The organism is Senegalia massiliensis (assembly GCF_009911265.1).
Taxonomy (GTDB): domain Bacteria; phylum Bacillota; class Clostridia; order Tissierellales; family SIT17; genus Anaeromonas; species Anaeromonas massiliensis_A.
In genome coordinates this window covers 89884-109285 of record NZ_QXXA01000004.1, presented here as the reverse complement: position 1 = coordinate 109285, position 19402 = coordinate 89884, and the positions used below count along the sequence as shown (strand labels likewise).

Genomic DNA, 19402 nt, shown 5'->3' with positions numbered 1-19402 from the left:
GTGAAGATAAATGTAAAGGGTCCTATAGTACCTTCTAGTAATAGTTGGATTTATAAATGGTTAGGAATTGAAGCTACATCACCTCAAGATGTAAATAAAATTTTAGATGATTTAGATGGCGAAGATGTTGAAGTTGAAATTAACTCAGGTGGTGGAAGTGTATTTGCTGGTAGTGAAATTTATACTGCTCTAAAAAGCTATAAAGGAAATGTAACAGTAAAAATAGTAGGTATTGCTGCAAGTGCTGCATCTGTAATTGCAATGGCTGGGAACAAAGTTATGATGAGTCCTACAGGTCAAATGATGATACACAATTCATCAGTAAGTGTGACTGGCGATTATAGACAGATGGATAATACTTCAAAATTCCTTAAGAATGTCAATAAAACAATAGCAAATGCTTATAAAATTAAAACGGGAATTAAAGAAGAAGAATTATTAAGTTTAATGGATAATGAAACTTGGATGACACCAGAAATGGCAAAAGAAAATAAGTTTATTGATGAAATTATGTTTGAAAAAGAATTTGATGCAGTGGCAAGTTTTGATAATTCTGCTATGATACCTCAACAAGTTATAGATAAGTTAAAGGAAGTCTTGGCAGAACAAAAATCAAAAGAACAAAAAACAGAGATAGAAGATAATAGCAAAAATTTAGAAGTAACAAATAAATTAAAGGAATTGGATCTAATCTTAAAACTAAGATAGGTCCTTTTTTATACGAAAAAATAGGAGGTATTGTAAATTATGAAAAAATCACAAGAAATGTATAAAAAGTTAGAAGGTTTAAAAAATGAAATAGGAGCATTACAAGCAGAAGGGAAGATTGATGATGCTCATGCAAAATTAAAGGATGTTGAGGCATTAAAGAAATCTATAGCAGTGCAAGAAGCTCTTGAAGAAGAAGAAGTTGAAAATTTTGTTGGAACTCCTACGCAAACTGTAGAAGTAGATAATGTAGTAGCATTTAATAAAGCAGTATTAAACAAACCTCTTACAGAGGCAGAAAATGCTCTTGTAGAAAGAGTAGGAGAAGATGGAGGATACTTAGTACCAGAAGAACAAAAAACAGAGATAGAAGAGTATAAAAGACAGTTAATTCCATTAAAGCAATACTGTAATGTAATACCAGTAGGGACTTTATCAGGTAAAATGCCACTTGAAGTAGAAGCAAATGATAAACTTACTAACTTTGCAGAAATGACTGAAATTAATCAATCTACTATTAAGTTTGGTCAATTATCTTGGGAATTAGGAGATTATGGAGATATAATTCCAATTTCTAATACTTTACTTCAAGATGAAAAAGCTAATTTAACAAGATTTGTAAAGAGAAGATTTGGTAAAAAAGCAGTAAGAACAGAAAATGCAGAAATATTGACTATTCTTAACACAGCTACTAAAGTACCAGGAGAAGATTATAAAGCTATAGTAACAACATTTAACAAAAAATTAGATCCAGCTATAGCTAAATCTGCAATAATCATAACTAACCAGGATGGGTATGATTATTTAGACCAATTAGTGGATAACAACGATAGACCTTTATTAAAAGATTCTTTAGAGATAGCAGGAGCCAAAACATTTAAAGGTAAATTGGTAGTAGTATTATCTAATCAAGAAATGGAAACACCGGCAACAAAAGATTGCTCTTTCTATGTAGGTGATATAGAAGAAGCCGTAGCATTTTTTGATAGAGAAGCATATGAAATGGCAATATCTAAAGCGGCTGGATTTACTAAATATGCAACTATGATGAGAGTTGTTGAAAGATTTGATGTAAAGGCTATGGATTCTAAAGCTGTTGTACGAGTAGATATTACATTCCCAACAGGAGCATAAGAGAGGCTAAGCCCTCTCTCCTTTTAGGAGGAAATAAATATGAATGAAAAAATATTAACAGTAGCAGAGGCTAGATCATGGATAAGAGAATACGATAATGGTACAGAAGATGATATTTTAACAAATAATATTATAGAACTTCTTATAGATAACGCAGAAAGCTACTTAAAAGAAGGAGTCGGAGATTGGTATAAAGCTACTCCAGAACTTACTACTAAATCTAAATTGATAGCTCTTGTATTAGTGAATAACTGGTTTGAAAATAGGGACCTTACCTCTAATGTAGAGCATGTATCTGAAAAAGTAAGACATTCAATCACTTCTACAATACAACAAATGCAACTAATGAAACCAGAGGTGTTTTAAATGGCTAAGATGAAAAGATTAATTGAAATACAAGAAAAAAAAGAGGCTGAATTTGATGATGCAGGATTCCCTTTAGAAGATTATCCAACTATAAAAAAAGCCTATGCAGAAATAAATGATTTATTTGGCCAAGAAAAATATGCAGCTAAACAAGTTATGAGTGAAAAAATTACAAGTTTTAAAATAAGATATATTCCAGGAATAACTCCTGATATGTATATTTTATTTGATGAAGATAGATACGAAATTGTAGAACCTCCTGATAATGTTAAATATGAAAATAAGATCTTAATAATAAAGGCTAAGCTGGTGATTTAGATGAGTAACATTATAGTTGATGGGTTTGATGAAATATTTACTGAGCTTGATGATATGGATATTTCAGATTACAAGAAAAGAAAAGCTTTAAAATCAGCAGCAGAAATAGGAAAAGAGGTTGCATCAGATGCATCTTTTAGGCGTACAGGTAAGTTGTCAAAGAGTTGGAAAGTAAAAGCTACTAGAGTAGATGGAAATATAGGATATAGAGTTTATTCCTCTTCGACTTGGGATATTTACAATGAATTAGGATCTCCTACAAACAGAAAGCATATAGGCTTCTTTACTAATGCAATAGATACAAATATGGATAGAATGATAGCAGAAATAATGAAAGGAGTAGGGTAGATGATAGAAACTACATTAAGACAAGACCTATTTGATACTAGGATTACTGATTTAGTTGGGAATAGAATATTTAATCATACTGTTTCCGACACTACTCAAGCTCCATATATACAATATGCTGTATATGATGAAAGAGCTTCTTTTTATGATGAAGGAAATGAGATATTTGAAAATAATAAGATACAAATTGATATTTATTCCAAAGGAAATTATTTAAATATAAAAAACACGTTAAAAAAGGTACTAAGAGAAAAAGGATATATGAATTTAAATGGTGGGGCTATGTATGAAGATGAATATAAACTCTACAGATACATTCTAAGATGTGAAAAGGAGATGGAGATATGAGCAAAAAATATGTAATTAAAAATATAGGTAAATTATATGCAGCAAGACTTTTAGCAGATACGGAGACAGATGCAACTTATGAGCCTACTAGATATTTAGAAGGACTCAGAGAAATAACAGTAACGCCTACATCAGAAAGTGGTCAAATCTATGCAGAAGGTACAGTTTGGGACACAGACAGTGAACCAGGAGTAACAGAGGTATCACTTGATAGAACAGATATGACAGCAGAAGATGAAATGTTTCTGCTAGGGAAAAAACGTACAACAGATGGTGGAGTAATAGGAAACAGAGGAGATGAAGCTCCATATGTTGCTCTAATGTATGAGAAAAAACTTACAAATGGAGTGATGGAATACGTGACTTTATTTAAAGGTAAATTTTCTAAATTAGAGGATAAAGCAAAAACACGTGAAGGTGGAGTAGAATATCAAACTAAAACACTAGTAGGACAATTTATTCACAACGAACGTGGAGATATGGACCATGTAGTGAGAAGTAATTCCCCTGGATTCGACCAATCTGTTCATGATGGTATTTGGGGAGAAGGAAACACTATTACATTACCTACAGTAGGTCTTGCTTTATATACAGATGCACAATTAAGAGAAAAATCACTTGTAGAATTACAGTCTATAGCTACACAGTTAGAAATAGATACACCGGAAACAAAAACTTATGAAGAATTAATAACTACAATATTAGGAGCACAATAAGAGGGGCAAATAGCCTCTCTTTTATTATTGGAGGGATAATATGTTAGTAAATGAAGTAAAACAGTATAAAGCTAAAATAGAAGGTATAGAAGAAGAAGTAACATTTAGGTTAGATTTTAAGGCATTAATTAAGATGCACAAAGAATACGGTAACGCTTTTATTCTAATTTATGCTTTAACAAGTAATAATGATTTATCTGTATTACCTAAAATAGTTAGATGTATGGCAGATGTAGAATTAACAGAAGAGCAAATAATTAATTCTTTTGAAATTAACCATCAAAATGTAACAATGCTTGCAGGTATTACAAATGATCTAATAAATAAAGAATTAATGTCTGATTCAGAGTTTAAGGAAGAAGAATTTGATGAGCTACTAAAAAAAACTCTAGACAAAGTAAAGGAAAAGAAGGATTAAAAAGAGATTTTAATTTAGATTATTATTATTATTTTGCAGTTTTTGAGCTGGGGATAGAAGAAGATAGATTTTTTAGGATGACTTTAAGACAAATGAAAATTCTAATAGATCTAAAAGATAAATGTGAAACTAATAGATTAAGACAAGTTGCATCTGAAATCTTAAATAAATTGTATGGTGAAGATTCAAAAGAAAGTGCATTTGAAGAAATAGAAAGCTTTTCAGACTTAAAAAGCTAGGAGGTGGTTAAATGAGTGATGTATTAAGACGTGTCAGTACAATATTTACAATAGGTGATTCAGATCATAATAGAAAATTAAAATCAATAAATCAACAATATAAACTCACTCAAAGTGAAATAAAAACAGCCGGCGAAAGAATGAAAGCTTTCGGATCTAATACAAAAGATCTTACATTTAAACAATCAGGACTTGAAAAACAAGTTACTACCTTAAAAGATAAAATTTCTTTATATGCTACAAGTATGGATAAAGCTAGTAAAAAAGCTCAAGACAATAAAAATAAACTTGATGCAATGAGAGTTACAAAAGAAAAACTTAATAATGAATATAAAGAAGCAGTAAAGGTATATGGAAAAGAAAGCTCCCAAGCTCAAGACTTAAGAAGTAAACTTGACAGTGTTAATGCAGAATATAAAGAACAAGAAAGAGTAGTAAGAAAGAATGTAGATAGAGTAAATTATTATAATACAGAAATGAACAAAACAGAGGGTAAGCTTGCTAAAGTACAAGGTGAATTAAAGAGAACTAATCAAGAATTGCTTTTACATCAGAGTCGCTGGAATCAAGCATCTGAAACTTTAAGGAAAACAGGAAATACTATGATAAAAGCCGGTGATGGAATGCAAAGAGCCGGTAGTAATTTAAATAGGTATGTAACACTACCTATAATGGCAATGGGAGCATTAGCAGTAAATGAAGCAGTCAAATTTGAATCTAGTTTTACAGCAGTTGAAAAAACAGTTGATGGAACAACTGAACAAATGGGAAAACTTAAAAAAGAAATAATAGATATGTCAAAAGAAATCCCTTCTACTACTCATGAAATAAGTGAAGTTGCAGCTGCTGCAGGTCAACTAGGAATACAAACAGAAAATATATCTAAATTTTCAAAGGTTATGATAGACCTTGCTAATTCTACAAACATTGTAGGAGAAGAAGGTGCTCAAAAATTAGCTAAATTTGCAAATATAGTGCAAATGAGTGAAAAAGATTATGATAGATTAGGCTCAACTATTGTAGATTTAGGAAATAATTTTTCTACAACTGAAGCTGATATATTAGAAATGTCTTTAAGACTCGCTGGTGCTGGTAAACAAATTGACTTGACAGAATCAGAAATATTGGCACTTGCTACGGGTTTATCATCTGTGGGTATAGAAGCACAAGCTGGAGGTTCTTCTTTTTCTAAGATAATGCTAGAAATGCAAATGGCGATTCAAACTAATAGCAACAAATTGAGAGGGTTTGCTAACATTGCAGGCATGACTACAAAGGAATTTAAAAAAGGATTTGAAGAGGATGCAGCAGGAGCAATAATAGCATTTATAGAAGGTTTAGGAAAATTAGATAATAAAGCTAAAGTATTGTCTGATTTAGATCTAAGTGAAATAAGAGTAAGGGATTCGCTTTTAAGAGCATCAGAAGCATCTGATATATTTAAAGATGCTATAAATAGAGGTTCAAAAGCTTGGGAAGAAAACACAGCTTTAACAAATGAAGCAAATCAAAAATATAAAACTACAGAGAGTCAAGCAAAGATAACTAAAAATCAAATAATGGAACTTGCTAGAGGTATAGGACAAGATTTACTCCCAGTTGTAAAAGATTCTTTAGAGATAGTTCAAGGTATGGTAGATAAATTCAATGAACTAGACCCTGCTACACAGAAAAATATAATTAAAATGGCAATGCTATCAGCTGCAATGGGACCAGTATTAAGTGTAACAGGAGGACTTACAAAAGGATTAGGGTATCTCTTTAAAGGGGGGAGTAAGGTAGCTGGAATGCTAGCTGGTAAAGCCGGACTTACTGCTGCAACATCTGGTCTTGGTACTGCTGCTGGAACTGCAGGAGGAGCTACAGGTCTTGGAGCGTTGTCTACTGGACTTGGAGGAATAATAACAACTGCTGCTCCATATGCTGCTGCAATAGGTGCAATAGGTCTTGCTGGATATGGTTTATACAAAGGATTAAATGAAGAAGTGATTCCGGAAGTTGATTTATTTTCTGATGCAGTTGTATATAGTAAAGATGTAGTTAGAGATAGTAATGGAGCAATTCAAGGAAGTGTTGAGGCAACAACAATTAAAATATCAGAAGAAACACAAAAACAAATATCATCATATTTAGAGAAGTCAGATCAGTTACAACAGATTACACATGATATGTATACAGGTCTCTATGATACATCTGCACAAGGTACAGGAGCATTAGATAGGTTAACTCAAGAAATGGTTACTAGTATAATTACTGCATCAGACAAACAAAAAAATGATGTTATAGAAGATTATCAAGAAATGTTTATAAATACTACTGTTCTTACAACTGAAGAACAAGCTGAGATATTAAAATCTGTAGAAGTCGGGCACAAAGAAAGAGTTATAAAAACAGAAGAATTAAAAGAAGAACTTTTAAGGATTTATGGAGAAATTCGGGATAATGGGGGTACAATTACTTCTGAACAACAAGTAAGAATAAATGAAATAATAAATGAAATGAAAAACCAAGCAGTTCAAACAATGACTCAGAATGAAGTTGAACAAGGAGTTATAATGAACAGACTTAAAAATAGTAATACTAGAGTAACTGCTGAAATGGTAGGAGATACGATAGGTCAAATGGAGAAACAAAGAAAAGAAACAGTTGAAAAAGCAGGACAACAAAGAGATGATATAGTAAGACGAGCTGAAGAACTTAGAAAACTCGAAGGTGGAAAATTCGCCGATAAAGCAGATAAAATAATAGAAGAAGCTAATAAACAGTATGAAGGTGTTAGAGATAGTGCACAAAAAACAAAAGATGAAGGTATATCTAAGTTAGAGCGTGCTTATGGAGGTCTTACAAACAATGTAGACCACAATACCGGTAAAGTATTAAGTAATTGGGATAAAATAAAAAGATGGTGGGGTAGTTGGAATCCAAAATCTAAATCCACAACTGTTACTACCTTCCATAAAACTAAATATTTATCTGGACATAAACCAGGTAGCTATAGTGGGGGTTATGGATCTAATAGAGGATATGCTCTAGGTACAACAAATGCACTACCAGGACTTGCAACTGTGAATGAAAAGGGATATGAAATGATGGACCTACCTGCCGGAACAAAAATAAGAACTAATGCAAGCAGTGAACAAATGGCAAGTGATATTGCGAAGAAAACTGCTATTGAAGTATCTAAACAAATGATAAATGGGTTAAATGATACACTTTCTAGCATATCTAAACCATTTACTATGGTAATGAATAATAGAGCTATAGGAGAAGGTATAGCACCAATTATAAGTGAAGAAATTCAAAGAAATAAGACTAATTATGATTTTGGAATGGGGGTAAAATAATGAAACCATATTTTATATTTAAAAATAAAAGTTCAAAAGAATTTGATATTATAGTAAACAATTTACCTCCTATTACATTTCCAGTTAGAAGGGTTGAAACTGTTCAAGTGCCAGGTAGAAATGGATATTTAACAATAGATGATGAATCATATGAACCTATATTAAAAGTAACCCGTTGTACTGCTATGAATTACAACATAATACCACAAATGCAAGAATGGTTATCTGGTGAAGGTGAGGTACTGTTTTCTAATGATAAAAATAGATATTTCAAAGCAAGAATAATAAATCAGATAGATTTTAACAGGCTTATTAGAAACAAGAAGACCTTTGATATACATTTCTATTGTCAACCAGAAGGTTATTTACTTAATTCTAATGATTTACAAATAACTGAAGCTACTACAATATATAATCCAGGTAATTATAAAAGTGCTCCTATCTTTAAAGTGTATGGAACTGGAAGTATAGAATTAACTATAAATAATAGAAAAATAATATTAACTGATATACTTAGTGACATTACTTTAAATAGTGAAATAGAAGAAGCTTATAATGATATGACAAGTAATCTAAATGATGATATGCAAGGTGAATTTCCTATCTTGGATGTAGGAGAAAATAATATATCCTGGACTGGAAATGTAAATAAAATTGAAATTAAACCTAATTGGGTGATGCTATGATTAAGTTATTTGAAAAAGATGCAATAGATTTTAAAAGTAATGGCCTTGGAATATTAAAGAGTGTAATAAGAGCAGAAGGAGAAGAAGTATTAAATTCTAAGTTTTTTGCAGAGTTTGATATCCTTTATGATAAAGAAGAAAAGTGGAGAGAAGTATATCAGGAAAGAATAATATTTTCTGATGGTCAACCATTTAGAATATACAATATAAGAAAAAATCTGAGTGGAATAACTGTTTATACAAGACATATATTCTGGGACCTCATTCACAACGAAGTAAGAGATATAAGACCTAATAATAAAAATTGTTTATTTGCTATGCAAAATGTATTATATAATACTAATTATCCTCATAACTTTACTGCTTATAGCGATATAGATAGACTAAATACTCAATACTTTATTAATAGAAATCCTGTGAATTGTTTTATAAGTGATGATTCTATTATAACTAGATGGAAAGGTGAATTAAAGCTAGATAAATTTAAAATATCTATATTAAATCAACGTGGTAGAGATGTAGGAATTACTATTAAATATAGAAAGAATATGCAAGATATTGATGTAGAAGAAAACTATGATGATTTAATTACACGTATGAGGCCAAAAGGTTATGATGGATTAGAATTACCTGAAATTTATGTAGACAGTCAATACATAAATAATTATAGAGAACCTTATATCGAAGAAGTTGAATTTCCAGATATAAAAATTAATGAAGATGAAGGTATTACAGAAAGTATGGCTATAAATAATTTAAGAGCTGCAGCTTTAAAATACTATGAAAATACAGAATGTGATATACCTAAAACTAATATTAAGGTTGATATGGTACTACTTGAAAATACAGTAGAATATAAAAAATATAAAGATTTAGTAAGAGTTGAAGTAGGTGATATTGTAACATGTCAACATTTAGATTTAGGCATTGATTATAAAGCTAAGATAATAAGAATAAAGAAAAATCATTTGACAGGTAAAAATGCAGAAGTGGAATTAGGTAGCTTTAAAGAAAATCTAAACAATTCATTTAGTAAAATAGAAAATACTTTTAAAGACATATCTAATACTATAAAAAATAATAAAACTGACCTTCAAAAAGCTATTGATGAAGCTACACAATTACTCACAAGTGCTCTAGGTGGCTATGTAGTAAAACGTAATGGAGAATTACTTATAATGGATACAGAGGACCCAGCTACTGCTACTCATGTGTGGAGATGGAATTTAAATGGGTTAGGTTATTCTAGTACTGGTATTAATGGACCTTATGGACTTGCAATGACAATAGACGGAAAGATAGTGGCAGACTTTATTACTACTGGAACTTTAAATGCTGGGCTCATTAAGGCTGGTATAATATCAAGTTCTGACAATTCATCCTGGTGGAATGTAGAGTCGGGAGAGTTTAACTTTAAGGATAAAATTATATTTCAAGATAATGAATTTACAATGATATTAAGCAATGGAAAGACAATAGAGGATAATATCTCAGATTCAGAAGCAAGTTCTAAAAGCTATGCTGATGATATTAATTCTGAGATACAGCAAAAGTTTGATACAGGTAAATTTCCTTTAACAGGAACACATTATAAATTTGATGGTAATAGCTTTACTATAGGTGGTGGTGATAATATTGCAATGCATAAGAAAGATTATTCAACTTATGCACATAGAGACGGTTCATATACCAAAATTGGATATGATGGATTAGAAAGGTTTGTAGGGAGCAGTGGTAAAACTTATCACTATTTAATAGATATAATTACCTTTATTCAAGGGACTGCAGGCTCTGCTAGGTGGATACAGTTACCTGATGCTTTTAAAGGTAAGAGATTCTCAGTATATCTTGCAATAGCTGATAGTATGCAACCACCAGTAGTAGATCAAGTTAAATATTCCATTCAAAGGATAGTAGCTACACAACATCCAGATTACTCTATAGATTATAAAAATGCAAGAGTCCCTATCATAGCTTACAAAACTAATGTTAAGCTAGATGGTAGTTATAATAAAGTAATTGACTCAGTGCAAGGTATGTTAATAGCTATATATTAGGAGGTAGAGATGAAGAAGTTAACAATATTTTATAATAAAAGAACTGGAAGCATTAAGGAATTGTGTTCTGGAGAGCAATCTATGGATTGGTTCGGTGAAGAAAAAAGAGATTATGAAGAAATATTTGACTTTATTATAGTAGATTATGATGAATATATAGTTCAAAATTTACACCAGTTTGAAATTAAAGATAGTAAAGTAGTACTAAAAAATAAAAGCAGCTTAAATAAATACTTATAAAGGGGTGATATAGTGAAGCCTTATAAAATAACAGTAGATGTAAAAAATCTAAGCAACTATATGACAAAGAAAGTTGAAGCAAAGCAGAATGATACAAATAGTAGAACTGTTCAAGCTACCATTTGTGATGATGGAATACCTTTAAAATTAACTGGAAATACTATTTCATTTTACGCAAAGAAACCAGATGGAACTAAGATATTTAATACAGTAAATATCTTAGATGATGAAAATGGATTAGTAGAATTTAATTTAACAACACAAACTCTAGCTGTAGAAGGAGAGGTAAAGTGTGAATTAACTATATTTGATGAAGCAGAAGGCGTTATATTATCTACAGCTATTTTTAATATTTCAGTTATTGAAACAATTAGAGATGATAATGCAATTGAGTCTTCTAATGAATTTAACCAAATAATACAAGTGCTAAATAGATTAAGTGAAATTGAAGCACATGAAATGGAAAGAATATCTAATGAAGAAGCTAGGGTATTAGCAGAACAACAAAGGGAACAAAATGAGTCTGAAAGAATTACTAATGAGAATACAAGACAACAAAGTGAAAACACACGAAAGGATAATGAAATAACTAGAAAACAGAATGAAACTCAAAGAAAATCTAATGAAGATACAAGGAAACAAAATGAAACCATTAGAGAAAATAATGAGTATGTACGAGAGGAGCATGAATCTCAAAGAAAAGTTAGTGAGAACACTAGAAGTCAAAATGAAAATGATAGGATATCTAATGAAGACTCAAGGATTACTAATGAAAATCAGAGAGTTACTGATGAGAACACTAGGAAGCAAAATGAGGATGATAGAGTATCTAATGAAAATGCTAGAAAGCAATCTGAAGCTGTTAGACAAGAAGAAGAAGCTCAAAGAAAAACATATGAGAGTAGAAGACGACAAGATGAACAAATTAGACACCAAAATGAAATAGCAAGAAAAGAAAATGAGTCTCAACGAGAATTAAGTGAAGCTGAAAGAGTAGCCAACGAGGAAATTAGGATACAAAGTGAAATAGACAGACAAGATTTTAATCCAAATAACTATGTAAAAACAGCAGAAAAAGGAGCAATTGACGGAGTAGCACCTTTAGACTCTAACGGGTTAGTACCACTTGCACATATTCCAACATCTACACCTTTGAAGGTAGTAAATACAATTGCAGAAAGAAATCAGATTCCTAACAAATACGAAGGTATGAAAGTCCATGTATTAGATGCAAGTGCTGATTCAACTGTATTAAGTGGCTGGGGTGAATATGTTTACACAGATACGAGCTTTGTAAAAACTGCAGAAGGTGAAAGTCTGGATTTAGTACTAAGTTGGGCTAACATAACCGGAAAGCCTACAAGTTTTAACCCTACGGCTCATAACTCTAGACATGCAATTGGTGGTAGCGATCCGATAACTCCGGAGAATATAGGAGCTGTAAATAAATCAGGTACAAGTGATATTAGTGGAAATTTAGAATTTCAAAATTTAAAGGGTATATTAGGAAAAAAATTAAGCGGTGCATTAATGTCATTACTTACTACAGGACAAACTTATGATGCAATTTTAGCAAGTCCTTTAGGTAGGACACTTATACAAGGTTCTGATTTGACATATTCAGATGGGAACAACTACCACGAAATATGGCACGGTGGTAACTTTGACAAGAATTCTATACAAACTTATAAACTAACATCAGAAGCTGGTAAGGGTGAGTTAACCGAAGATTGTAACAATGAGATTAATTCTGGTCTTTATTATGCAAATGCTGCAACTTTAAATTCACCTTATACTTATGGTATTTTAACAGTAAAACAAAGGACAGACAGTCATATAATGCAAAACTTTGTCGATACAATAGACAGGGAATGGAGCAGGGTATCGCAAGACGGGGGCGCAACATGGCTACCATGGCAGTCCATACTTAAGGTTAAGGAAGCAGGAAAAAACGCAAACGGTCAATATATACGTTATAACAACGGGATACAGTTTTGCTGGCACCTTAAGAACGACGTTTCCGTGACTTCCACACCTAGAACAGAGGTCATAGACGGTTATTGGACGGACGTACCTTGGATTTACCCCGCTAGCTTTATCGAAAAGCCATCTGTTTTAAGTAGTTGTTTTGTCTATAAAGATACAGCAGCTAGGGTATTTTCTTCGGTTAAAACAAACTACGTTGATACTATTGAATCCGATATGCGTATATGGGCTACAAATGATTTTAATAGAATATCAGAAGCTTATTTTTTTGCTATAGGTCGCTGGTCATATTAAAGGAGGTTAAATTATGAATATAATAGAAAGTCCATACAGGACTGACGATTATGAGCTTATATATAAGCAAGAAACAGAAGACATATTAAAAGTGACACACATAAAAGGAAATGCAGAAACTACAGAAATTTTTGACTTCACAGGATTAGCAGATGGTAGAGCAGAAAGTATCATAGCTGAAATATTACCTTTAAATCCTATATTATCTGCTGAAAGGGTAAATGGAGTATTAATAGTTGAAGTGCTTAGAATTTACAGTAAAGAGGAAAAGCATATATATGAAGGAGGTTCTAACAATGGCTAAAATAGAATGGAAAACACAAGAAGAAATAGAGGAAGAGCAAAACAAACCTAAAGAACCAAGTGATAAAGAAAGAATATCAGCAATGGAAGAAGCTTTGATGCAATTAATTATGGAGGGAGGTATATAAGATGTATAGCTTTTTATTAAATATGTGGATTATGAAAAAATTAGATGAAACTCATTTAAATATTCAAGTTCAAAAAAGAAGAATAACAACAGAAGAAAAAGATATGATTATAGCAACACCACAGATATAACACCTTTCTAGGTGTTTTTTTAATGCGAATTTTAAGGAGGTCGATTATGCCAAATGAAATTGTTGTGGCAATTATTGCTTTTTTAGGAACTACTATAGGTACTGGAGGAGGAATATTAGCATCAAGTAAATTAACAAATTATAGGATCTCACAACTTGAAAGCAAGGTTGATAAACATAACACAGTTATAGAAAGAACATATATATTAGAGGAACAAATGAAAGTTGCAAACCATAGAATTAATGATTTAGAGAAAAAAGAAAAGCATTGATAAAGCTAAGTTGTGGTTCTTAACAGGAATGTTAGGACCATTAATCTTAGCTTTTATATTATCACAATTAAATTTATAGGAGGAATGTAAAATGGATTTTTTAGAATTTGTAATTGAAGAAGCATTAATTATGGTACCAGTTTTATATTTTTTAGGTTATGTGTTGAAAAACACTAATCTATTAAATGACAAATATATACCTATAGCTATTACATTATTATCTATAGGTATAACACCTGCAGTATTAGGAGCATATTCTCCTGATAATATAGTACAAGCAATTTTAGTTGCTGCTGCAGCTGTATTTACAAATCAAGTTATAAAGCAAACTAAAGGAGGCAGAAAATAATGAATAAAGAAAAAAGAAAAGAGCTAGAAAAAGAATTAGGAATAATACTAGATTCAGATGAAGATATATCAGATGAAATGTTAGAAGAACTTAATGATGGAAAGGGTGAATATGATGAGCAATAGTCCTTTAGTTGAATATACAAAAATATCACCAAATAGTTCAAATCCTAGAAAGAAAAAAATTAAAAAGATAACTATACATCATGAAGCAGGAATCTTATCTTTACAAACTCTAGGTGCTATATTCGCAAGAAAATCACGTAAAGCAAGTTCTAATTATGGAGTAGACAAGAACGGTAGAATAGGTATGTATGTAGAAGAGAAAAATAGAGCGTGGACTTCTGGAAGTCCTTCAAATGATCATCAAGCAATTACCATTGAAGTAGCTAATGATAGAATAGGTGGCAATTGGTCAGTATCAGACAAAGCTCTAGAAGGTACTATTAATTTATGTGTAGATATATGTAAAAGAAATGGAATTAAAAAATTAGTTTATACTGGAGATTCAAGAGGAAATTTAACTAGACATAATATGTTTCAAAACACAAATTGTCCTGGACCATATTTACAAAGTAAATTTCCTTATATAGCTAGAGAAGTAAACAAAAGATTAGGATATAAAAGTGAACAAATAACTATAGGTCAAATTACTTTACCTAAAAGAGGTTATTTTAATAAAGGAGATAGAGCAGGTAGTGTGAAAATAATTCAAAAATATTTAAAAGAATTAGGTTTTAATGTTGGAAGATATGGAGTAGATGGTGTTTATGGCAGTGATACCATCAAAGCAGTTAGGCAATTTCAAAAAAAGTATAAGTTAAAGATTGATGGTTCTGTAGGAGTAGAAGCAGCTAATAAACTTAAAGATATATTTCAAAAACCTGAACCTAAAAAAGATATAAATAGAGTATATATAAATGGTAAAAAAGTTGGATCATTTGCAGAAGAAAAAAATATCATCAATCAAGTTAAGCAAAATCTTAATAAGGCAGATAAGATAGAAATAATAAAGAAATAAAGTAAATTAAATTGACCAGGACTATTTGTCCTGGTCTTTTTTTATGTCAATTGATTTTATTTTTTATTTTATGATATAGATATATAACTTCATCTAGTTCTTGACTTATATCTATTATTTCTGTTGTAATTATAAAATCATTCTTATGTAGTAGTTTGTGCATTTGTTTTTTTAATGATGTCATTTTCTCTTCAACATCTTCTACTTTCCCCATAAAACCACACTCTCATAATTTTTTTATATTTGCCTTACTTTTCCTATTATATTATAAAATTACTTAGTTAACAATAAGAAATATAATGTATAAAATTATCATATTTGACAAAATGAATTAATATTCCGAGATTTTTATTTTTATGTAGAGGAATTAACGATTTTATGTAGAATATATATAAAAAAGGGGGAATTGAATGTGAGATATAATAAAAATGACCTTGAAGAAATAACAAAAATGTTTATTAAACTGGCAGATAAATTATTAGAAGAAAACAAGATAGATAAAGAAACTTATATAGAAATTACAAAGAGAAAGAAAGGTTTTTTAAGGTTTATTGAAAAAGACAAAATACATAATACATAAATGATATAATGAGCAATTATTTTAAGGCTAGGGAGAAATCTCTAGCCTTATTTTTTATGAAAAAAATAAAATTATAAAATTAATTTGAAAATAAAGAGGAAAAATTAAGGAAGAAATAGAAATTAATATATAACATTATAGAAAAATAATGAAATCAAAAAAGTAGCAATGAAAAGTGGGACTAGTTTATTGTCCTACAATAAATCTAAAAATTTCAAGAGAGAGGTGTATTATGAGATTTGATTTAAGAAATGTAGAAGGAACTAAAAAATTTCTACACGATTGGGTAGGTGTTGATGAAATAAGTATAATAAGCTACATTATTGATAATAGTGAAGATATTGATATAGATGATTTTTGTGAACGATATAATATATCTTTGGACGATTTAGAGATTGACAATATAACATATGTCGCTTCCCATGTTACAACTTGCTTAGATGGATTAGAAACCATTAAGAAATATGGAATAATGGATTTAACTTCAGTTCTTTCTTATCCAACACCACTAAACATTTTTTTACAGAATCATGGAATTGAATTTGATATAGATAAAAGAATTATGAAAGTAGGAAATAAATCATATGATGTTAGTTACAATACAAATTCAAATAAAAGCTTTTTAGATAGAAGGTCTTTAGAAGGCAGGTTAAATTCTATTGGACATAAGCTATACTACGATAATCAATTATCAGCTTTCCTAACAATGGAAGGTGATAAGGAATATGGTGGGAATGTTCATTTACGTCCTGAGTTCTTGCTTAATGTATCGAGTATATGTAAGTTAAATTTAGAAAACGAGTGGGCAAAAAGGGCTAAAGCTTATGTTTTAGAGTTTGAAGAAAAATTTGAGAATTTTGAGTGGTTTACATTTTATAATACAAAGGAGGATTATAATGAGGACGTCTCTAAAATGATTGAACATAGAAGATGGTTATTATCTAAATCTTTGTATAGACTACAGAATTACATCTCATACAATCAAAGAATAGAAGATTTTGCATATATGAAACCTTCATACATAGTACCTTGGAAAAATATTATTGGGATCAGAGAAATTGTTTAGTAGTTTTATAGATAGTAAGTGTTAAGTTAAGAGAGTTTGAAATTAGAAAAATTATGTATTACATACAAAAGAGATTATAACGGAATTTTTATAACGATACAAAAGTGGAGGGGTAATATGGGGGTAAAAAATAGATTAGGGGAAATAAGGCTTCAGAAAGGATACAAGTTTCAAAAAGATTTTGCAGAGTTTTTAGAACTAAGTCAATATCAATATAACAGATATGAGAGAAATGAAAGGCAACCTTCATTAGAAATAGCTTTGAAAATTTCAGATAAATTAAATATAGATGTAAAAGATTTTATGTACCTGGAATAAACCAGGTATTATTTTTTTATTTATTTTTATAGGACAGGCAATAAATAAACCATTTAGGCATATAATAAACTATACGTTAAGGTATTCGTTAAGGTATTCGTACGAAACGTATGTAAATATAGCTATATTACTTATATAGAACTTGTACAAATCAATCGTATAGGAGGTATATGTAAATGGGTAACAAAGATAGTAGTTTATTTGAAGTAGGACTAAGCTCGGTTGTCGGTGGAATATTAATGATTACGTTCGGAGCAACAACTGGTGGAATTGGATTTTGTGGCTTAGGTGGATTGTCTTGTTTGTATCATTTTTTAGAAAAACACAATTCTAAATTTGATAAACTAATGAAAAATATAGGAATAATTAATAAAGATGAAAGATTGCCTAAGCTAAAAGAAAAGCAAAATACTAATTTTGGATATAGATTAATTTTTGATTTACCACATGGGATAAATAGTGATGATTTCAAAAGAAAACAATTATCTATAGAAGAATTTTTAAATAACAAAGTAAACATAAAATATATAAATAAATGTATCTATATTGATGTATATGAGAAGGATTTAGAATTACATCCTTATCAATTTTATAAAAATAATAATTTAGAAATAGCAATAGGACACAGTATGTCCGGTTTAGAAAAAATCAATATCAAAAAAGCTCCTCACATTTTAATAGCAGGAGAAACTGGTTCAGGGAAATCTACATTACTTAGAGGGATAATAACAAACCTTATACTTAATAAAAATACGGAATTACATCTAATCGATTTAAAAAACGGTGCTGAATTTAATGTTTTTAGGAAAAGCAAATATGTAAAATCTTTTAGTAGAACTATAGAAGAATCTGAAAAAATATTAAATAAATTACTTATAGAGGTTGATGAAAGATATGACAAGTTTTTTGAAAATGATTGTGTAGATATAGAAGAATATAATAAAATATCTAAATCTAAAATGAAATACAAAGTATTAATTATAGATGAATTTGCAGACTTGCAGAATGAAAAGGATAGTATAAAGATTTTAGAATCATTAGCTTCAAAAAGTAGAGCGTCAGGAATTCATCTTATTATTGCAACTCAAAGGCCTGATGCTAAAGTACTAAATGGTAGAATAAAAGCAAATGTACCATGCGTGATAGGACTTAAGACTATGAATGAAATTAATAGTCGTATAATAATAGATAGATCAGGATTAGAAAAATTAAAAGGTAGAGGTCATGGAATATATAAAGATATAGAATTTCAATCAATGAATTTATCCGTATCAAAAGCTAGAGATTTAATTAAACATACATACATAAAAAAGAAAGTAGAAAAACTAGAAGAAAAAAGTAATGGAGAATTACCTAATGATTTTAATCTAGGTGATTTATATGATAACTGATAGAGATAAAAAAGTAATAGAGTTTATAGAGAAATTTAATGTAGCTACAACAAATATAATAGCAGATTTATTTTATCCTTCTTTAAGAGTAGCACAGAATAGATTAAAAAGATTATATGCAGATAAGGTACTTAAAAGAGATAGAGAGCATTTTACTAATCAATACTACTACTACATTAAGAAACCTAAACAGATAAGGCATAATTTATTATTAGTAGAATTTTATAAAGAAGTAAATAAACTAATAGATATAGAAGTATTTAAAAAAGAATTTGAAATAGAAGATATAAGGCCAGATGGTTTAATGATCTATAAGTATAAAAATAAAAAATATATAGCTTTTATTGAAGTGCAAATATCTAACACACCTGTAGATATACATAAATACAGAAAACTATGTTTAACTGAAAAATATAAAAAGTATTTCCCTGTGTTTCCAAAGCTGATATTTATAACAAATAAAAGTATAAAGAATATAAAAGAATTTGAAGTTATAAAAATAAAAGAAGATTCTGAAAATATATTGACATTATTCGACAAATAACGTTGTAATGTAGTTAAACGTATGTATAAATATAGCGAAAGATATGAATTCAGAGAAATAATCTTTGACTTTAAAAAAATGAAGGATTTTGAAATATTAA

27 protein-coding genes are annotated in these 19402 nt (G+C 29.9%); 26 read left to right on the top strand and 1 reads right to left on the bottom strand.

Going from position 1 to position 19402, the window contains the following annotated elements; all coding sequences use genetic code 11:
• From D3Z33_RS02795 to D3Z33_RS02710, 21 genes are all read left to right on the top strand, one after another.
• Positions 1-708 (top strand): head maturation protease, ClpP-related, encoded by a 708-nt coding sequence (locus D3Z33_RS02795; protein ID WP_160196260.1) that lies wholly within the window; start codon positions 1-3, stop codon positions 706-708.
• Between the two features lie 39 nt (positions 709-747).
• Positions 748-1842 carry a phage major capsid protein gene (locus tag D3Z33_RS02790; RefSeq protein ID WP_160196259.1) on the top strand — a complete coding sequence of 365 codons (1095 nt, stop codon included), beginning with the start codon at positions 748-750 and terminating at the stop codon, positions 1840-1842.
• 39 nt (positions 1843-1881) lie between these two features.
• Entirely contained in the window at positions 1882-2208 is a 327-nt protein-coding gene (locus D3Z33_RS02785; RefSeq protein ID WP_160196258.1) for a head-tail connector protein, read from the top strand.
• Positions 2209-2526 (top strand): phage head closure protein, encoded by a 318-nt coding sequence (locus D3Z33_RS02780; RefSeq protein WP_160196257.1) that lies wholly within the window; start codon positions 2209-2211, stop codon positions 2524-2526.
• Complete coding sequence (locus tag D3Z33_RS02775) at positions 2527-2874, top strand: HK97 gp10 family phage protein (protein ID WP_160196256.1); 348 nt, start codon at positions 2527-2529, stop codon at positions 2872-2874.
• Entirely contained in the window at positions 2875-3222 is a 348-nt protein-coding gene (locus D3Z33_RS02770; protein WP_160196255.1) for a hypothetical protein, read from the top strand. It abuts the gene before it with no gap.
• Complete coding sequence (locus D3Z33_RS02765) at positions 3219-3938, top strand: major tail protein (protein ID WP_160196254.1); 720 nt, start codon at positions 3219-3221, stop codon at positions 3936-3938. The genes D3Z33_RS02770 and D3Z33_RS02765 overlap by 4 nt, the downstream gene beginning before the upstream one ends.
• Before the next feature lie 40 nt (positions 3939-3978).
• Complete coding sequence (locus D3Z33_RS02760; RefSeq protein WP_160196253.1) at positions 3979-4356, top strand: hypothetical protein; 378 nt, start codon at positions 3979-3981, stop codon at positions 4354-4356.
• 92 nt (positions 4357-4448) lie between these two features.
• Complete coding sequence (locus D3Z33_RS02755; protein ID WP_160196252.1) at positions 4449-4595, top strand: hypothetical protein; 147 nt, start codon at positions 4449-4451, stop codon at positions 4593-4595.
• 11 nt (positions 4596-4606) lie between these two features.
• A complete protein-coding gene (locus D3Z33_RS02750; protein WP_160196251.1) occupies positions 4607-7939 on the top strand; it encodes a phage tail tape measure protein in 3333 nt (1110 codons plus the stop codon).
• Positions 7939-8625, top strand: a complete 687-nt coding sequence (locus D3Z33_RS02745; protein ID WP_160196250.1) for a distal tail protein Dit — start codon at positions 7939-7941, stop codon at positions 8623-8625. The genes D3Z33_RS02750 and D3Z33_RS02745 overlap by 1 nt, the downstream gene beginning before the upstream one ends.
• Positions 8622-10682, top strand: a complete 2061-nt coding sequence (locus D3Z33_RS02740; protein WP_160196249.1) for a phage tail spike protein — start codon at positions 8622-8624, stop codon at positions 10680-10682. The genes D3Z33_RS02745 and D3Z33_RS02740 overlap by 4 nt, the downstream gene beginning before the upstream one ends.
• Before the next feature lie 9 nt (positions 10683-10691).
• Positions 10692-10922, top strand: coding sequence for a hypothetical protein (locus tag D3Z33_RS02735; protein WP_160196248.1), 231 nt, complete (start codon positions 10692-10694; stop codon positions 10920-10922).
• A gap of 12 nt (positions 10923-10934) precedes the next feature.
• Positions 10935-13202 (top strand): BppU family phage baseplate upper protein, encoded by a 2268-nt coding sequence (locus D3Z33_RS02730; protein WP_160196247.1) that lies wholly within the window; start codon positions 10935-10937, stop codon positions 13200-13202.
• 13 nt (positions 13203-13215) lie between these two features.
• Entirely contained in the window at positions 13216-13506 is a 291-nt protein-coding gene (locus D3Z33_RS02725; RefSeq protein WP_160196246.1) for a hypothetical protein, read from the top strand.
• Entirely contained in the window at positions 13499-13633 is a 135-nt protein-coding gene (locus tag D3Z33_RS16880; RefSeq protein WP_279279057.1) for a hypothetical protein, read from the top strand. Before D3Z33_RS02725 ends, D3Z33_RS16880 begins: the two co-directional genes overlap by 8 nt.
• Position 13634: 1 nt before the next feature.
• Positions 13635-13763, top strand: a complete 129-nt coding sequence (locus D3Z33_RS16875; RefSeq protein ID WP_279279056.1) for a hypothetical protein — start codon at positions 13635-13637, stop codon at positions 13761-13763.
• Between the two features lie 46 nt (positions 13764-13809).
• Positions 13810-14034 (top strand): hypothetical protein, encoded by a 225-nt coding sequence (locus D3Z33_RS02720; protein WP_130806527.1) that lies wholly within the window; start codon positions 13810-13812, stop codon positions 14032-14034.
• A 91-nt stretch (positions 14035-14125) separates the two neighbouring features.
• Positions 14126-14383, top strand: coding sequence for a phage holin family protein (locus D3Z33_RS02715; protein WP_160196245.1), 258 nt, complete (start codon positions 14126-14128; stop codon positions 14381-14383).
• On the top strand, positions 14383-14508 hold the full coding sequence (locus D3Z33_RS16870) for a hypothetical protein (protein WP_279279054.1): 126 nt from the start codon (positions 14383-14385) through the stop codon (positions 14506-14508). The genes D3Z33_RS02715 and D3Z33_RS16870 overlap by 1 nt, the downstream gene beginning before the upstream one ends.
• Positions 14498-15403 (top strand): peptidoglycan recognition protein family protein, encoded by a 906-nt coding sequence (locus D3Z33_RS02710; protein ID WP_160196244.1) that lies wholly within the window; start codon positions 14498-14500, stop codon positions 15401-15403. The genes D3Z33_RS16870 and D3Z33_RS02710 overlap by 11 nt, the downstream gene beginning before the upstream one ends.
• A gap of 46 nt (positions 15404-15449) precedes the next feature.
• Here D3Z33_RS02710 and D3Z33_RS02705 read toward each other — a convergent pair whose 3' ends face one another.
• The gene (locus tag D3Z33_RS02705; protein ID WP_130806530.1) at positions 15450-15617 is read right to left on the bottom strand and encodes a Spo0E family sporulation regulatory protein-aspartic acid phosphatase; all 168 of its coding nucleotides are present in this window, start codon (positions 15615-15617) and stop codon (positions 15450-15452) included.
• 198 nt (positions 15618-15815) lie between these two features.
• Here D3Z33_RS02705 and D3Z33_RS02700 point away from each other — a divergent pair, with 198 nt between their 5' ends.
• The 5 genes from D3Z33_RS02700 to D3Z33_RS02680 all read left to right on the top strand — a co-directional run bounded on the left by D3Z33_RS02700 (position 15816) and on the right by D3Z33_RS02680 (position 19302).
• The gene (locus D3Z33_RS02700) at positions 15816-15983 is read left to right on the top strand and encodes a hypothetical protein (protein ID WP_160196243.1); all 168 of its coding nucleotides are present in this window, start codon (positions 15816-15818) and stop codon (positions 15981-15983) included.
• 232 nt (positions 15984-16215) lie between these two features.
• Positions 16216-17049 carry a hypothetical protein gene (locus D3Z33_RS02695; RefSeq protein ID WP_160196242.1) on the top strand — a complete coding sequence of 278 codons (834 nt, stop codon included), beginning with the start codon at positions 16216-16218 and terminating at the stop codon, positions 17047-17049.
• 117 nt (positions 17050-17166) lie between these two features.
• Positions 17167-17367 (top strand): helix-turn-helix transcriptional regulator, encoded by a 201-nt coding sequence (locus D3Z33_RS02690; protein ID WP_160196241.1) that lies wholly within the window; start codon positions 17167-17169, stop codon positions 17365-17367.
• 176 nt (positions 17368-17543) lie between these two features.
• The gene (locus tag D3Z33_RS02685; RefSeq protein WP_160196240.1) at positions 17544-18758 is read left to right on the top strand and encodes an FtsK/SpoIIIE domain-containing protein; all 1215 of its coding nucleotides are present in this window, start codon (positions 17544-17546) and stop codon (positions 18756-18758) included.
• Positions 18748-19302 (top strand): hypothetical protein, encoded by a 555-nt coding sequence (locus D3Z33_RS02680; RefSeq protein WP_160196239.1) that lies wholly within the window; start codon positions 18748-18750, stop codon positions 19300-19302. The genes D3Z33_RS02685 and D3Z33_RS02680 overlap by 11 nt, the downstream gene beginning before the upstream one ends.
• The last annotated feature ends 100 nt before the right edge of the window (positions 19303-19402 follow it).

What these genes read in the sequence shown, in the direction of transcription:
- D3Z33_RS16870 (WP_279279054.1), top strand. Translation starts at nt 14,383, where the DNA reads ATGAATAAAGAAAAAAGAAAAGAGCTAGAAAAAGAATTAGGAATAATA.
- D3Z33_RS02755 (WP_160196252.1), top strand. Translation starts at nt 4,449, where the DNA reads ATGAAAATTCTAATAGATCTAAAAGATAAATGTGAAACTAATAGATTA.
- D3Z33_RS02770 (WP_160196255.1), top strand. Translation starts at nt 2,875, where the DNA reads ATGATAGAAACTACATTAAGACAAGACCTATTTGATACTAGGATTACT.
- D3Z33_RS02720 (WP_130806527.1), top strand. Translation starts at nt 13,810, where the DNA reads ATGCCAAATGAAATTGTTGTGGCAATTATTGCTTTTTTAGGAACTACT.
- D3Z33_RS02740 (WP_160196249.1), top strand. Translation starts at nt 8,622, where the DNA reads ATGATTAAGTTATTTGAAAAAGATGCAATAGATTTTAAAAGTAATGGC.
- D3Z33_RS02790 (WP_160196259.1), top strand. Translation starts at nt 748, where the DNA reads ATGAAAAAATCACAAGAAATGTATAAAAAGTTAGAAGGTTTAAAAAAT.
- D3Z33_RS02780 (WP_160196257.1), top strand. Translation starts at nt 2,209, where the DNA reads ATGGCTAAGATGAAAAGATTAATTGAAATACAAGAAAAAAAAGAGGCT.
- D3Z33_RS02710 (WP_160196244.1), top strand. Translation starts at nt 14,498, where the DNA reads ATGAGCAATAGTCCTTTAGTTGAATATACAAAAATATCACCAAATAGT.
- D3Z33_RS02760 (WP_160196253.1), top strand. Translation starts at nt 3,979, where the DNA reads ATGTTAGTAAATGAAGTAAAACAGTATAAAGCTAAAATAGAAGGTATA.
- D3Z33_RS02750 (WP_160196251.1), top strand. Translation starts at nt 4,607, where the DNA reads ATGAGTGATGTATTAAGACGTGTCAGTACAATATTTACAATAGGTGAT.
- D3Z33_RS02705 (WP_130806530.1), bottom strand. Translation starts at nt 15,617, where the DNA reads ATGGGGAAAGTAGAAGATGTTGAAGAGAAAATGACATCATTAAAAAAA.
- D3Z33_RS02785 (WP_160196258.1), top strand. Translation starts at nt 1,882, where the DNA reads ATGAATGAAAAAATATTAACAGTAGCAGAGGCTAGATCATGGATAAGA.
- D3Z33_RS02695 (WP_160196242.1), top strand. Translation starts at nt 16,216, where the DNA reads ATGAGATTTGATTTAAGAAATGTAGAAGGAACTAAAAAATTTCTACAC.
- D3Z33_RS02680 (WP_160196239.1), top strand. Translation starts at nt 18,748, where the DNA reads ATGATAACTGATAGAGATAAAAAAGTAATAGAGTTTATAGAGAAATTT.
- D3Z33_RS16875 (WP_279279056.1), top strand. Translation starts at nt 13,635, where the DNA reads ATGTATAGCTTTTTATTAAATATGTGGATTATGAAAAAATTAGATGAA.
- D3Z33_RS02685 (WP_160196240.1), top strand. Translation starts at nt 17,544, where the DNA reads ATGGGTAACAAAGATAGTAGTTTATTTGAAGTAGGACTAAGCTCGGTT.
- D3Z33_RS02765 (WP_160196254.1), top strand. Translation starts at nt 3,219, where the DNA reads ATGAGCAAAAAATATGTAATTAAAAATATAGGTAAATTATATGCAGCA.
- D3Z33_RS02725 (WP_160196246.1), top strand. Translation starts at nt 13,216, where the DNA reads ATGAATATAATAGAAAGTCCATACAGGACTGACGATTATGAGCTTATA.
- D3Z33_RS02715 (WP_160196245.1), top strand. Translation starts at nt 14,126, where the DNA reads ATGGATTTTTTAGAATTTGTAATTGAAGAAGCATTAATTATGGTACCA.
- D3Z33_RS02735 (WP_160196248.1), top strand. Translation starts at nt 10,692, where the DNA reads ATGAAGAAGTTAACAATATTTTATAATAAAAGAACTGGAAGCATTAAG.
- D3Z33_RS02690 (WP_160196241.1), top strand. Translation starts at nt 17,167, where the DNA reads ATGGGGGTAAAAAATAGATTAGGGGAAATAAGGCTTCAGAAAGGATAC.
- D3Z33_RS02745 (WP_160196250.1), top strand. Translation starts at nt 7,939, where the DNA reads ATGAAACCATATTTTATATTTAAAAATAAAAGTTCAAAAGAATTTGAT.
- D3Z33_RS02775 (WP_160196256.1), top strand. Translation starts at nt 2,527, where the DNA reads ATGAGTAACATTATAGTTGATGGGTTTGATGAAATATTTACTGAGCTT.
- D3Z33_RS16880 (WP_279279057.1), top strand. Translation starts at nt 13,499, where the DNA reads ATGGCTAAAATAGAATGGAAAACACAAGAAGAAATAGAGGAAGAGCAA.